The organism is Pseudomonas trutticola BRTCR10, from assembly GCF_056155105.1.
Genome location: NZ_CM149552.1, coordinates 3,182,517 through 3,196,278, shown reverse-complemented (window position 1 = coordinate 3,196,278; position 13,762 = coordinate 3,182,517). Strand labels below are relative to the sequence as shown.

General features: G+C 61.6%; 11 protein-coding genes. 7 read left to right on the top strand and 4 right to left on the bottom strand.

Translation table 11 applies throughout. The features are described from left to right. The first annotated feature begins 80 nt into the window (after window positions 1–80). Window positions 81–959, top strand: a complete 879-nt coding sequence (locus tag ACVVH8_RS14290) for a LysR family transcriptional regulator (RefSeq protein ID WP_475230932.1) — start codon at window positions 81–83, stop codon at window positions 957–959. A 144-nt stretch (window positions 960–1,103) separates the two neighbouring features. Here ACVVH8_RS14290 and ACVVH8_RS14285 read toward each other — a convergent pair whose 3' ends face one another. Both ACVVH8_RS14285 and ACVVH8_RS14280 read right to left on the bottom strand, forming a co-directional pair. Further along, entirely contained in the window at window positions 1,104–2,027 is a 924-nt protein-coding gene (locus ACVVH8_RS14285) for a LysR family transcriptional regulator (protein WP_103301981.1), read from the bottom strand. A 94-nt stretch (window positions 2,028–2,121) separates the two neighbouring features. Next, window positions 2,122–3,321, bottom strand: coding sequence for an MFS transporter (locus tag ACVVH8_RS14280; protein ID WP_475230930.1), 1,200 nt, complete (start codon window positions 3,319–3,321; stop codon window positions 2,122–2,124). A 337-nt stretch (window positions 3,322–3,658) separates the two neighbouring features. Here ACVVH8_RS14280 and ACVVH8_RS14275 point away from each other — a divergent pair, with 337 nt between their 5' ends. From ACVVH8_RS14275 to ACVVH8_RS14250, 6 genes are all read left to right on the top strand, one after another. After that, complete coding sequence (locus ACVVH8_RS14275) at window positions 3,659–4,897, top strand: c-type cytochrome (protein WP_475230928.1); 1,239 nt, start codon at window positions 3,659–3,661, stop codon at window positions 4,895–4,897. Further along, window positions 4,894–5,367, top strand: a complete 474-nt coding sequence (locus ACVVH8_RS14270; RefSeq protein ID WP_475230926.1) for a (2Fe-2S)-binding protein — start codon at window positions 4,894–4,896, stop codon at window positions 5,365–5,367. The genes ACVVH8_RS14275 and ACVVH8_RS14270 overlap by 4 nt, the downstream gene beginning before the upstream one ends. Next, window positions 5,364–7,598 (top strand): xanthine dehydrogenase family protein molybdopterin-binding subunit, encoded by a 2,235-nt coding sequence (locus ACVVH8_RS14265; RefSeq protein WP_475230924.1) that lies wholly within the window; start codon window positions 5,364–5,366, stop codon window positions 7,596–7,598. The genes ACVVH8_RS14270 and ACVVH8_RS14265 overlap by 4 nt, the downstream gene beginning before the upstream one ends. A gap of 170 nt (window positions 7,599–7,768) precedes the next feature. After that, the gene (locus ACVVH8_RS14260) at window positions 7,769–8,881 is read left to right on the top strand and encodes an N-ethylmaleimide reductase (protein ID WP_315445428.1); all 1,113 of its coding nucleotides are present in this window, start codon (window positions 7,769–7,771) and stop codon (window positions 8,879–8,881) included. A 468-nt stretch (window positions 8,882–9,349) separates the two neighbouring features. Further along, window positions 9,350–10,648 carry an MFS transporter gene (locus ACVVH8_RS14255; RefSeq protein WP_475230922.1) on the top strand — a complete coding sequence of 433 codons (1,299 nt, stop codon included), beginning with the start codon at window positions 9,350–9,352 and terminating at the stop codon, window positions 10,646–10,648. Window positions 10,649–10,834: 186 nt separating this feature from the next. Continuing rightward, on the top strand, window positions 10,835–11,647 hold the full coding sequence (locus ACVVH8_RS14250; protein WP_475230920.1) for a DUF1206 domain-containing protein: 813 nt from the start codon (window positions 10,835–10,837) through the stop codon (window positions 11,645–11,647). A gap of 179 nt (window positions 11,648–11,826) precedes the next feature. Here the strand turns inward: ACVVH8_RS14250 and ACVVH8_RS14245 are convergent, their stop codons facing one another. Together ACVVH8_RS14245 and ACVVH8_RS14240 are read right to left on the bottom strand one after the other, a co-directional pair. Then, entirely contained in the window at window positions 11,827–12,336 is a 510-nt protein-coding gene (locus ACVVH8_RS14245; protein WP_475230918.1) for a nucleoside deaminase, read from the bottom strand. 31 nt (window positions 12,337–12,367) lie between these two features. Beyond that, window positions 12,368–13,699 (bottom strand): nucleobase:cation symporter-2 family protein, encoded by a 1,332-nt coding sequence (locus tag ACVVH8_RS14240; protein ID WP_103301973.1) that lies wholly within the window; start codon window positions 13,697–13,699, stop codon window positions 12,368–12,370. Window positions 13,700–13,762 lie beyond the last annotated feature (63 nt).

Here is a 13,762-nt window from a genome sequence, read left to right as displayed (position 1 = left end):
GGGATGGGAAACATCGTAGGACGGAAAACCCAACATAAAAATCAATATATATTTCTTAGAAACACAACTAATATTTGTGAATGATCAAAGAATTGAAGACACTCATTGCCGTGGCGCGGGAAGGCACATTCGCCGCTGCCGGCAATAAGATCGGCCTGACTCAGGCCGCCGTGAGCGCGCAAATCCAGCGCCTGGAGGCCGAGCTCGGGTTCGAAATTTTCGACAGGAAAGGACGTTCGGCCAATCTCAATAAAATGGGCCACCAGATACTTCTGCAGGCGCAAGAGCTGCTGAGGCTTTACGACAATTTGGGCTCTACAACGCTGGGCAAGCCTCCCAGCGTGCTGATCAACATCGGTGCGATCGCGTCCGTGCAGCGCTCCTATTTGCCAGATGCGCTAGCAAAGTTTCACCAACAGTGTCCGCAGTGCCGCACACGTGTCATCCCGGGCCTTTCGATGGAGATGGTGAACCTTGTCGACGCCGGCGAAATCGACATGGCCGTCATCATTCGCCCGCCCTTCTCCCTTCAAAGTGACCTGCGCTGGACGACGTTGGCGCGAGAGCCCTACCGACTGATCGTGCCACGTGACCTAGAGGGCGAAGACTGGTCGGAACTGCTGTCCAGCCAGCCATTCATTCGCTATGACCGATCATCCTTCGGCGGCAGGCAGGTCGATCGTTTCCTGCGGCAAATGCATTTCACCTTGCAGGAAGTTTGCGAACTGGATGAACTGGAGGCCATCATCAAGCTGGTGGGAAATGGTGTAGGCATAGCCCTGGTGCCACAGACGGAAGCCCATCAGGAATGGCCCGCGGGTGTACGAGCGCTCGATTTGGGACAGCATACCTTTCACCGTGATATCGGACTGATACATCGGTCTCGGCGGAGTTTTACGGAGCCCGTGCGAATTTTGGCTCAGCTTATAAGTGACCAGGTAACAACGGCTTCTGAATAACAGCTTCTAAGCATAATGGACCCAATAGGTCCTTTGATCACCCGCACTTCTTGAACTACTCAGTTCCCTTCCAGACGCCGTCAATCGCTCACCAGAGGTAGGTGGATGTGAGTACACGAACCGGGCGCCGTTGAGCCACAGGAATTACGCTGCGGGGGTAGTCACGGCCGTCGGGCTGAGAATTTCCATCAGGAAATCGATAAACACATTGATCCTGCTGGACCCTCGGTGATTGGGTAAATACAACGCGTTGATGCAGGTGCTGGCGCTGCCGGGATTGACCTCGTAATGCTCAAGCAACCGGGTCAGCCGGCCGGCTGCGACGTCGTCGCGTACCAGCCAGTCAGCCAGCAGCGTCACCCCGCCACCGCCGATGGCTGCTTCGCGCAGGATGTCGGCGTTATTGCTTTGCAGGCGCCCGTGGACGTTGAGCTGAATGGGCGCATCTTCATTCTGAAAGGTCCAGTGCTGGTGTGTGGCGCCGTAATCGAAACGCAGGCATTGATGCTCCAGCAAATCCCGTGGGTGACAAAGCGCTGCGCTACGCGCCAGATACTCCGGACTGGCCACCACCCAGCGTTCGAAATGCCCCACGCGTTTGCTGACGATGTCATCACTGACCACGGACGACCCCAGGCGCACCGAAACATCAATCTGCTCGCTGAGCAGGTCACTGACCTGATCGCTCAGCGACAGACTGATCTCCAGACCCGGATGCCGCTCGAGCAAGCGGCTCAGGTGCGGCGCGATCAGGCGTCGCCCAAACTCCACCGGCACGCTGATGCGCAGACGGCCCTGCGCTTCGCTGCCACGATCCGCAACCACGGCATCGGCTTCGTCGATCGCGTCGAGAATCGCCACGGCTTTTTCGAAATAGGTCTGGCCGGCAACAGTCACGCTGGTGTTGCGCGTGGTGCGATTGAGCAGGCTCGCGCCCAGCTCGTGTTCCAGCCCTGCCACTTGCCGTGTCACTGACGACGTTGATATCCCGAGTTTGCGCGCTGCCGAGGAATAGCCCCCGCAGCGCACGGTTTCCACAAACATCTTCAGTGCCAGCAACTTGTCCATAAGCGGGGTCCGGTCGATAGGGAACGCGGATGATTGTGCATCACTGTGCCCCCGTCGTCTTGTACCGCCGTGCTTGCCCGCACTCGCCGGCTGTTCAGACATCGGCCTTGCGGCTCAGGAATAATCCGAGCGCCAGCGCTGGCAACAGCGCCACCGCGACGGCGGTCAGGTTCCAGCCGAAATGCTCGTACAGCGGGCTCGCCACCAGAGACCCCACCGCACCGCCGACGAAAATGCTGGTCATGTACACGGCGTTCAGGCGCGCACGGCTGTGGGGATCGAGGGCGTACACCTCACGCTGGCCGAGCACCATGTTCAATTGCACGGCGAAATCCAGCAGCACCGCGCACACCACCAGCCAGACATAGCCGCTGCCCGGGAGCGCGGCGATCAACAGCGCCACCGGCGCCAGCAACAATGCGACCAGTGTGCCGCGACGACCATGCCCGGCATCGGCCAGACGCCCGGCAATCGGCGCTGCAATGGCACCGACCGCACCGACCAGCGCGAAAATCGCCACGTGTGCCTGGGTGAAGCCTTGATGACGTATCAATTCAATCGGTGCGAGGGTCCAGAACAGGCTGAAGCTGGCAAACAGCAGCCCTTGATACAGCGAGCGCTGACGCAACACCGGATAACGCCGAGCCAAGGCAAACACCGAACCGATCAGCGCAGCATACGTGGCCTTATGCGTCGGCAGCCGACGCGGCAATGCCACGGCGGTAATCAGAGCGATGACCGCCATCAGGGCCGCTGCGCTGTAAAACACCCCGCGCCAGCCGAACACGTCGACCAACAGGCTCGACAGTGGCCGCGACAACAGAATCCCCAGCAGCAGACCGCTCATGATATTGCCGACGACGCGGCCACGGCTGGCCTCCGGCGCCAAGTGCGCCGCCAGCGGCACTAGAATCTGCACGGCCACCGAGGTCAGTCCGATCAGCAAAGACAACACCAGGAACATCGACGGTGAATGGGTCAGCCCGGCGCACAACAACGTCACGCTCGCCGCGAGGGTGAGGCTGACCACCAGCCGACGGTTCTCCATCAGATCGGCCAGCGGCACCAGCAACAACAGGCCCAGCGCGTAACCAAACTGCGTCAGTGAAACGATCAGGCTGGCATTGGCGCTGGACAGACCGATCTGCGGTGCAATCAGTTCGACGATCGGCTGGGCGTAATACAGATTGGCCACAACCGCTCCGCAGCAGAATGCCAGGAACGCGACCATCAGGCCGGAAAGTGCAGCCGGCTGTTCAGCGTTGGTCGCAACGACCGGGTTGCCCGTGAGCATGATGACACCTCATTGAGTTCAGGAAAGTGCGGCCAAGGCTACGGCCCTGTGGCGATGCGCAGAATCCACGCAGCGGGCAACGCAGTGATGCGTCCGGCGCAACGGCGCAGGCGTTGCTTCTCGCGCAACGCGCTGTTGCGTGCGCCGATGATTCTCCCGCGCCGGCGGTATCTCTACGCTTTGACCCATGGCGCCGCCGCCCTCAGCGGCGCCCTTCCCCGGCTGTCACAAGGAGCGTTGTCATGACCCGTATCCCATCCGTTCTGCCATTGCCCGCCGCGTTTTTCCCTGTCCCATGAACCGCCACTTCCTGAAGTCCAGAACGCTTTGGATCAGCGTGGCAGTGGTCGCCGTGCTCGGCCTGATCGGTGCCGTTTGGCTGATGTGGCGCCCGGCAATTGCGCCGATCGAGCGCCCGACGATGTTCGATACTGCGCAGTTGCAACGCGGGGCGCGGGTGGTCGAGGCCGGCGATTGTGCGGTCTGCCATACCCGCCCCGGTGGTGAATATCTGGCCGGCGGGCTGTCGTTGGTAACGCCCTTCGGCACGCTGTACAGCACCAACATCACCCCGGACGTCGAGACCGGTATCGGCCAATGGTCACTGCCAGCCTTTGAGCGGGCGATGCGTCAGGGCATTGCTCGCGATGGTCACTTCCTCTATCCGGCGTTCCCCTACGTGCACTACCGGCGCATGAGCCCAGCAGACATCGCCGACGCCTATGCCTACTTGATGAGCGGCCCCGCCGTGCACGCGCCGGCTGAGCAGAACCGGATGAATTTTCCGATGAACATTCGGCCGTTGGTGGCGTTCTGGAACCTGCTGTTTCTGCACGGTGAGCCACTGACGCCGCTGGCGCAGCGCAGCGAGGCGTGGAATCGCGGGCATTATCTGGTTGACGGTCCGGGCCATTGCGCCGGCTGCCATTCGCCGCTGAACCTGATCGGCGCGGAAAAATCCGCGGACTATCTGCAGGGCGGCAGCGTCGATGGCTGGCAAGCGCCCGCGCTGGTCGGTATGGGCCAACGCAGCAACTCGTGGAGTCGCGAGCAACTGGTGGGCTATCTGCGCGCCGAAATCGTCGATGGCCACGGCACACCCGCCGGGCCGATGCGGCCGGTCAGCTTGAGTCTGGCCCGCTTGCCCGCCAGTGAGGCCGAGGCGATTGCCGAGTATCTGCTCAGCCTGGAAAACCCGCGTTCGGTGATAGAGACGACACCGAAGACGCCTGCCAGTGAACCGGCAGCCCCTTCGAACGGCGCCCTGCTCTTCAGCAGCGCCTGCGCCGGTTGCCATGGCACGGCGGCGCCGATGCGCACCATCGATGACCGCCCGGGCCTGCAAAACACCTCGGTGCTGCAAGCGGCCAGTTCGCGCAACTTCCTCAAAACCGTGCTTGAAGGTCTGCCCGCCACACCCGGATCGCCCGGCCCGGTCATGCCTGCATTCGCCGCCAGCCTGGACAACGCACAACTCGCCGCACTGGCCGCGTATCTGCGTCAGCAAGCCAGCCCCGATCAGCCGTGGGCCGACCTCTCTTCCACTATTGAAGCGTTACGTCAGGAGACGAAATGAGCCAGATCACCCTCAACGTCAACGGAGCCGCGCAACCGCTTGAGCTGGAGCCAGACATGCCGCTGCTGTATGCGCTGCGCAATCACTTGAACCTCAACGGCGCCAAATACGGATGCGGTCTCGGCCAATGCGGCGCCTGCACAGTGATCGTCGATGATCAACCGGTGTTCGCCTGCCTGACGCCCTGCGCCGGCCTCGAAGGCAAAAAAATCCGCACCGTGGAAAGCCTCGGCAGCGCGGAACAACCCGGCCCCCTGCAAGCCGCATTCATCGAGAAACAGGCCGCGCAATGCGGCTACTGCATTGCCGGCATGCTGATGCGCGCGCAGGCGTTGCTTGAGCGTAATCGACACCCGGATGAGGCCACCATTCGCGAGCACATGGCCGGCAACCTGTGCCGCTGCGGAACGCATTTGCGGATTATCGAGGCGATCAGACAGGTGGCCGGGCACAACGGGAGCCTGACATGAGTGAGTCGAATGAATTGAACCCAAGCCGACGCGCCTTCCTGCGCGGCGGCGCGTTGCTGATGGCGTTCACCCTGATGCCGGTGGCGCGACGTGTGTTGGCGGATACGGAAGTCGATACGCTCGGCACCGTGGTCCTCGCCCCCGACCTCCCCGGAAGCCTGCGCACCAACCCGTGGCTCGACGCCTGGATCCGCATCGGCGCCGACGGCATTACCGTCTACACCGGCAAGGTCGAATTGGGCACCGGCGTGAAAACCGCACTTCTGCAAATAGCCGCCGAGCGTTTGCAGGTACCGGCATCCTCCATCAACTTACTCACCGCCGACACCGCGCTGACGCCCAACGAAGGCTACACCGCCGGCAGCCACAGCATTTTCGACAGCGGTACCGCGTTGTATAACGCCGCCGCGCAGGTGCGCGAAATGCTCGTCGATGCCGCCGCGCGCAGTTGGCAGGTTGATGCGGCGCTGCTGAGCACCCGCGACGGTGTGGTCGAAGGCCCGGCCGCTCAGCGGATGAGTTACGCCGACGCGGTCAGACATGTCGATGTGCATCAATATGCCAAGGCTCAGTCACCGGCGATGGCCGCCGCTGACTTCAAACTCATCGGCCATTCGTTGCCGCGCCTCGACATCCCGGCGAAGGTCAGCGGTGGCGCAGCATTCGTCCAGGACATGCGCCTGCCGGGCATGTTGCATGCGCGGGTGATCCGCCCGCCCCGTCAGGGCTGCGCGCTGCAAGCGTTCGATGCGGCGTCCATCGAAACGCTGTCTGGCGTGGTCAAGGTGATCCGCGACGGCAACTATCTGGCGGTGGTCGCCCGTGATGAGTGGCAAGCGATCAAAGCCATGCGCCGTGCCAGCGAGGTGACGCAATGGAGCGAGGGCGAGGCGATTCCCGAGGCGGCCGAGATTCATGGTCTGCTCAAACGCCTGCCCTCACGGTGCTATCCGATCAGCCACAACGGCACGCCGAGCGGCGCGGCCGACACGCGTTTTCAGGCGCGGGTCACCAAGCAATATCTGATGCACGGCTCGATCGGCCCGTCTTGCGCAGTGGCCTGGTTCAAGGACGGCGCTCTCACCGTCTGGACCCACACCCAGGGCGTTTACCCGCTGCGCGCCGGCATTGCCGAAATGCTCGGTCTGCCACTTGAGCGGGTGCGCTGTATTCATGCCGAAGGCTCAGGGTGTTACGGGCACAACGGCGCCGATGATGCCGCCGCCGATGCAGCATTGATCGCCATGCGCATGCCCGGTACGCCGGTGCGCGTGCAATGGATGCGCGAGCAGGAAAATCTATGGGAGCCGTATAGCTCGGCGATGGTCACCGAAGTTGACGCCAGCCTCAGCCAGGGCCGCCTGCAGGACTGGGCCTACGAACTATGGACCACGCCGCACAACGAACGCATCGTCAACGCCGGGCGTCTGTTGCCGGCACGCTTGCTCGCGCGGCCCTTCGCCTCGGCGCCCTCCGTGCCGATCGCCCAGCCCGAAGGCGATGGTGATCGCAACGCGGTGCCGCTGTACGAACTCAACTCGACGCGCATCAACATGACCTTCGTCACCCAGATGCCCTTTCGCACCTCGGCCATGCGTTCGCTGGGGGCGCACATCAACATCTTCGCCATCGAGGCGAGTATCGACGAACTGGCGATCCGGGCCGGGATCGACGCGGTCACGTTGCGTCTGGCCCATCTCAGCGACCCGCGTGCTCGCGCGGTCGTAGAACGTGTGCGTGATGAGATCGGTTGGCCGCAGAAAAGCGGCGAGCCCGGCGCCGGTATCGGTTTCGCTTTTGCCCGCTACAAAAACATCATGGGTTACTGCGCCATCGCGGTGAAGCTGCGGGTGCATCCGCAGACCGGCGAGATCCGCGTCGATCACGCGGTGACGGCGGTGGACGTCGGCCAGATCGTCAGCCCCGATGGCCTGCGCAATCAGGTCGAGGGCGGCATCGTCCAGTCCGCGAGCTGGACCCTGTATGAAAAAGTCGCCTACGACGCGGGCGGCATTCGCAGCTACGACTGGAGCGGTTATCCGATTCTGCGTTTCACGCAACTGCCGAAAAAAGTCGATGTGCATTTGCTCGACCAGCCGGGAGAACCCTTCCTCGGTGCCGCTGAAATCGTCCAGGGGCCGATGGCCGCCGCCCTTGGCAACGCCGTCGCCAACGCCACCGGCCGGCGCTGGCTGAATCTGCCGCTGACCCGTTCCAACCCACCCGCCTGAGCCACGCCCGTGTTCATCGCCGATGAGCACGGGTGCCGTTGCGCCCTGCGCAAAACAGCGTAGCGCCGGCCACCGATTATCAGCCCCGCTACACCCGGTTAAGTTAGCGCCACTGGTTCGCGGCACCGCTGCCGCGCTTGAATTCCCTCTATTGATATCTGGAGCTACCCATGACCCGTCGCCTGTTCCAACCCCTCGCACTCGGTCCTTACACCCTCGCCCATCGCGTGGCGATGGCGCCGTTGACGCGCTCACGCGCCGGCCAACCGGGGGATGTGCCAACGTCCATGAACGCCGAGTACTATCGCCAACGGGCCAGCGCCGCACTGATCATCACCGAGGCCACGCAAATCTCCCGGCAGGCTCAGGGCTACGCCTGGACGCCGGGCATCTACAGCCCTGAGCAGGTCCAGGCGTGGCGTGACGTCAGCGCGGCGGTGCACGAGGCCGGCGGTCTGATCTTCATGCAACTGTGGCACGTCGGCCGGGTGTCCCACCCCAGCTTTCAACCCGATGCCGGCCTGCCGGTTGCGCCTAGCGCGCTGCCGGTGCCCGGCAAGACGTTTATCGTCGACGAAAACGGTAACGGTGTCTGGGGCGATGTACCGGTGCCGCGCGCGCTGGAAACCGCGGAAATCGCCGGCATCGTCGAGGACTATCGCGTGGCCGCGCGCAACGCATTGCAGGCGGGCATGGACGGTGTAGAGATTCATGCCGGCAACGGTTACCTGCTCGATCAGTTTCTTAACAGCAACAGCAACCAGCGCGACGATGCCTATGGCGGCAACGTGGAGAATCGCGCACGGTTTCTGTTGGAAGTGGTCGCGGCCGTGGCTGAAGAAGTCGGCGCCGAGCGAGTCGGCGTACGCCTGACGCCGATGGGCCGTTTCATGGGCATGGGCGATGACACCCCGGAGGCGACCTTCGGCCACCTCGTCGAAGCGCTCAACCAATGGAATCTGGCCTACCTGCACCTGGTCGAGCCGGCGATGGTCGGCACAGTCAAGGATGAAAATTTCGACCCACGCTGGGACGCGATCATTGCCCAGTTGCGCAAGACGTGGAACGGCGTGCTGATCCTGGCGGGCGGCTACGATGCGCAATCTGCCGAACAGGCACTGATCGCCGATCGTGCCGACATCATTGCATTCGGCCGCCCGTTCCTGGCCAATCCGGACCTGCCGCGTCGGCTTCACGATGGCCTGACACTCAACGCGCCGGACCCGGGTAGCTTTTTCGGCGGGGATCAGCGTGGGTACATTGATTATCCATTTCATGCTTGAGGCAGGAGAGCCTGTCCGGATTGAGTGACCCAGAGAATAAATTGCGGTTTGAACTACAGCATTGCGAATGGACGGCAGACGCTGCGAAGCGCTCTGCCGTTTTTTTGCCAAATTGGGCAAGAGCCTTGAAGGCTTCGGGCTCGCTGCCGTGAGCGACATCAACCGACGTTAGAACTTTGCAGTGTCATTGATCAACTGCAGTGGGGGCCTCAAGGCTTTTCACCTGCGTCCAACCGTCGCAGCCAACAGCCATTGGCAAATTCCGTACAAGCCTTAGAATCCCGCGCAATCTTGCAGGCGCCGAAACCGGTGACTGACGTCTAGCTGAATGCCTGGGCACACCTCGCTGATGGGTGTCCGGCTCTACAACCCTGCCCGTTCGGCGGGCACTCGCATCACACACTTTTTCGGCTTGGCAATCACCTGCGCAGAGGCGCACGTTGTGCTGTTCGATCTCCAGAGGTTTTTATGTCTCCGCGTTTGCTGGCCATGGCGCTGGCGCCCCTGCTCGGGCTGTTCATTGTTGCCCTGGGCAACGGTTTTCTGTCTTCGCTGACCACCCTTCGCCTCGATGCCGCCGGTGCCTCGGCCACTACAATCGGTTTCGTTTCGTCGGCCTACTTCATCGGTCTGACCCTGGGCGCCGTGTTCAATGACCGCTTGATTCTGCGCATCGGCCATATCCGCGCCTACGGCAGCTTTGCTTCGCTGATCGCCGTGACCATCCTGCTGCAGGGATTGTTCTATGACACTTGGGGCTGGTTCGCCCTGCGCCTGATCAACGGCTGGGCCACGGTCGGTGTGTTTCTGGTGATCGAAAGCTGGTTGCTGCTGGCGGGCGACGCGAAGATCCGCGGCCGCTTGCTCGCGCTGTACATGATCGTCCTGTATGGCGCCGGTGTGCTTGGGCAGGCAACGTTGGGCAAAATTACTGGATTGAGCGACAGCGCACCGTTCATGGTCGCCGGCATGCTCGCCTCGCTGTCGGTGTTGCCGATCGTGATCCTGCCGCGCGTGTCGCCCCTGCTCGATCAGGTGGAACCGCTCAAACCACGCCAACTGCTGGGCGTCACACCGACCGGGCTGGTCGGCTGTTTCGGCTCGGGTGTCAGCATCGCGGCGATTTACACTTTGCTGCCGTTGTATCTGCAGCGCAGCGGCCTGAATGTCGGTGAGGTCGGCAGCATGATGGCGTGGACAATCCTCGGCGCCATGCTTCTGCAATACCCGGTCGGACGCTGGTCCGACCGTAGGGATCGTTTGCAGGTGCTGACCCTGCTGACGGGGGCGTGCTCGGTGTTATCGCTGGTGATCGTCCTGCTTCCTTTGTCCCCAACCCTGCTCGCCGCGATGTTGTTTCTGCTCGGCGGCGGTGTATTCGCGCTTTATCCGGTTGCCGTCAGCCACGCCGCCGACCGCGCCCCTGCCGAAGCGTTGGTGCCGATGATTCAGGGTTTGCTGCTGATTAACTCACTGGGGTCGGCGATCAGTCCGATGATGATTTCGCCGGTGATGAACTCGTTCGGCGCCAATGGCCTGTTCTGGGTATTTGCACTGGTCAATCTGTGCATGGTCACCTTCTTCTTGTGGCGACGCGGTAAACGCCCGGTTCCGGCCAATCCCGCACCTTTTGCAGCGGCAGCGACTTTTTCGCCGACAGGGGCGGAACTGCGTGTGACCGAAGATCTGCGTCAGGCCGTGCAGGAGCATCCGCCGATGGTGGATGCGTTGAGCGGCGAGCCTGCGCCGCAGTGTGATGCGCGATAAGCGTCACGGCAGTTACCGCCATAGGCGATGCCCCGCTCGACGGAAGTCGCCATTCACTGCCAGGCGACCTTGAATAAGCGCCTCATCAGCTCGCAGCACGTAACCAGGGTTTGAGCGTCAGGAAGGCGAATAGAACCCCTCCTGGCAAGAAGGGTCTGCTCTCTATGCCCTTTCAGGAATACACCCATGTCCGCGCAACACAGCCTTGTCATACTCGCCCGGGGAGGCTATGCCGCTCGGGGAGTGTTGTATTTGATCATCGGTATCTTCGCATTGCTGGCAGCCCAGGACTCGACCAGAGCCAAAGACAGCCACAAGAGCCTTGAAGCTTTGCTCGGCCAGCCATTCGGCTATTTTTTAGTCGGACTTGTGGTGGCGGGTCTGCTCGCATTTGCGGCCTGGCGTGTCCTGCAAGCCACGCGCGATGTCGATCATCACGGCAAACAACTCAAAGGTCTGGTGATTCGCGCTGGTCTGTTGGCTGGAGGTCTGGTCAACGGGGCGCTGGCGTTTTTTGCGTTGGGCCTGCTCGTCAGCGGCATCCAGAGCTCGGGCGATGGCGGAGGGCAAACCAAAGACTGGCTGGCGCATCTCTTGTCGTGGAAACACTCGAACTTGTTGGTGTACCTGATCGCTCTCATTCCGCTTGGGGTGGGCATTGCTCACATCATCAAGGGCTGGAAAGCGTCGTTCGAACAATATTTCGAGGCCGACGAAGATGTCATGCGCTATGTCCGTCCGGTGTCCCGATTCGGTCTGATAGCTCGCGGCGTGGTGTTCATCGAGATTGCCGTGCTGCTGGCAATCAGTGGTTCCGCCTATCAGGCCATGGATCCACCGGGGATGAAGGAAGCACTTGATGCACTGCAGAATCTACCCGCAGGTTGGCTGATTTTGATGGTGATGGCGCTGGGGCTGATTGCCTTCTCGGTCTACAGTTTTTCAGAAGCGTTCTGGCGCAAGATCAATATGGATGTGCCAGGCGTGTCCGATCATTAACGTGCACCACCGGGCAATCAATTTCTCGGATCAGGATAATTACGTTTTTCCCCTGCGGTTGGCGATCATCAGCGCCGGCCCTTCATTCATTTGATTGAAGGGCCACCCCATGGATCGATCCGCGAATCACCAGTGGCAAGAACGCGGCGCGGGGATAGCGACTTCCTGCACGTTGCGCGTTATGACCAGAACCCTTTGTGCGGTTCAGCCGCCTCCCCCTCCAGCATCGGCCCCAATACACTGACCTTGCGTTGCCCCTTGGCGAACACCTCGCGGCAAGGTAAGGAGAACGTCGGATTCTCCGGATGATCCCCCGTCACCCCCAGCAAGGCATGTTCCGACAAGGCATACACCACCCGCCCGATCCCGGTCCAATACACGGCGCCGGCGCACATGCAGCAAGGTTCGGCGCTGGTGTACAACGTGCACAGTTCCAGCTCCTGCAGCGACAGCAGTTTTGCCGCTGCCGCCGCTGCCACCAACTCCGCATGCTGAGTCGGATCGCCTTCCGGGGGCATCGAGTTATTGCCTGCTTCGACAATCACCTTGCCGTTGCGGTCGGCCACCAATGCCGCGAACGGATGGCGACCGCGCTGTTTCGATGCCTCGGACAAGGCGATGGTTTGGCGCAGTAACGTCAGATCAAGCTCGCTGACGCCGGCCGGGATGAGCTGAGTCAATTGATTCATGGGTAACTCCTGGGCAGTGGAAAACAAACAATCATTCGGCCAGTTCAGCGCCGATGGTTTCGGTCGATTTTTTTTCGTTGTTGAGCAGGATGTTGAGGACGATGGCGGTGATCGCACCGAGGAAAATCCCGCTGTCGAGCACCAGTTTCAGCGTCGGGCCGACGTGTTCGAACAGCGCCGGACAGGACATCGGTAGCACCCCGACACTCACCGACACGGCGACGATAATGCCGTTGCGCGTCCCCTCGAATTGCACCCGCGACAGTTCCTGAATCCCCGCCACCGTGGTCATGCCGAACATCACGATCGCGCAGCCACCGAGCACCGGCGTCGGCACTGCGGCGATCAACGCGCCGAGTTTCGGGAACAGGCCCATCAGCACCATGATTGCCCCGGCAGCGGCCACGACGAAACGGCTTTTAACGTTGGAAAGCGCGATCAAACCGGTGTTCTGGGTGAAGGCGTTGTAGGGAAAACTGTTGAACAGGCCGCCAAGCATGGTCGACAAGCCGTCGGCGCGAAACGCGTTGCCAAGGGTCTGTTGCGTGGTCGGTTTGCCGGTCAATTTGCCAATCGCCAGACAGTTGCCGGTGGTCTCGGCCATGATCACCAGCATCGCCAAAGTCATGATCAGAATCGGCACAGGCGCGAATTCCGGTGCGCCAAATGCCATCGGCGCACTCAGTTCAAACCACGCCGCTTCGCTGACCCGGTTGAAGTGAGTCATGCCGCAAGCCGCTGCGATCAGGCTGCCGACGAACAGGCCAATCAGCACGCTGAGGTTGCCGATGAAGCCCTTGAATTTGGCGTAGATCACCAACGTCACGCTGACCGTGGCCAAGCCCAGCAACAGGTTGGCGGGATTACCGAAATCCGCCGCATCGGGATTGCCACCGCCCAGCCAGATCGCCGCCGCCGGCATCAGCGAGATGCCGATAATGGTGATCAGACTGCCAATCACCACCGGCGGGAAAAACCGCAGCAAGCGGCTGAACACCGGTGCCAGCGCGATGGTGATAAAGCCCGCGGCGATCACCGCGCCGAAAATCTGACTGAGGCCGAACTCCTTGCCGATCATGATCATCGGCGCCAGGGCAATGAACGAGCAGCCTTGAATCAACGGCAGACGCGCGCCGAATTTCCAGAAACCGAGGGTTTGAATCAATGTCGCCACACCAGAGGTCAACAGGTTGGCGTTGATCAGTAACACCACCTGCGCCGAAGTCAGCCCCATCGCACTGCCAAGAATCAGCGGCACCGCCACCGCTCCCGCGTACATCACCAGCACATGCTGCAAGCCAAACGTGAACAACTGTCGCAGTGGCAAAACCTCGTCCACCGGATGAATGCGTTGTGTGGTCATTTCACACGCTCCTGAAGGTGCGGCATCTGTTGAGATCGCGGGCATGCTCAGGGGCGTTTGAAA

Bases quoted from the DNA above. Each gene is read 5' to 3' on its own strand.
- ACVVH8_RS14290 (WP_475230932.1), top strand. From the start codon at position 81: ATGATCAAAGAATTGAAGACACTCATTGCCGTGGCGCGGGAAGGCACA.
- ACVVH8_RS14285 (WP_103301981.1), bottom strand. From the start codon at position 2,027: ATGGACAAGTTGCTGGCACTGAAGATGTTTGTGGAAACCGTGCGCTGC.
- ACVVH8_RS14280 (WP_475230930.1), bottom strand. From the start codon at position 3,321: ATGCTCACGGGCAACCCGGTCGTTGCGACCAACGCTGAACAGCCGGCT.
- ACVVH8_RS14270 (WP_475230926.1), top strand. From the start codon at position 4,894: ATGAGCCAGATCACCCTCAACGTCAACGGAGCCGCGCAACCGCTTGAG.
- ACVVH8_RS14265 (WP_475230924.1), top strand. From the start codon at position 5,364: ATGAGTGAGTCGAATGAATTGAACCCAAGCCGACGCGCCTTCCTGCGC.
- ACVVH8_RS14260 (WP_315445428.1), top strand. From the start codon at position 7,769: ATGACCCGTCGCCTGTTCCAACCCCTCGCACTCGGTCCTTACACCCTC.
- ACVVH8_RS14255 (WP_475230922.1), top strand. From the start codon at position 9,350: ATGTCTCCGCGTTTGCTGGCCATGGCGCTGGCGCCCCTGCTCGGGCTG.
- ACVVH8_RS14250 (WP_475230920.1), top strand. From the start codon at position 10,835: ATGTCCGCGCAACACAGCCTTGTCATACTCGCCCGGGGAGGCTATGCC.
- ACVVH8_RS14245 (WP_475230918.1), bottom strand. From the start codon at position 12,336: ATGAATCAATTGACTCAGCTCATCCCGGCCGGCGTCAGCGAGCTTGAT.
- ACVVH8_RS14240 (WP_103301973.1), bottom strand. From the start codon at position 13,699: ATGACCACACAACGCATTCATCCGGTGGACGAGGTTTTGCCACTGCGA.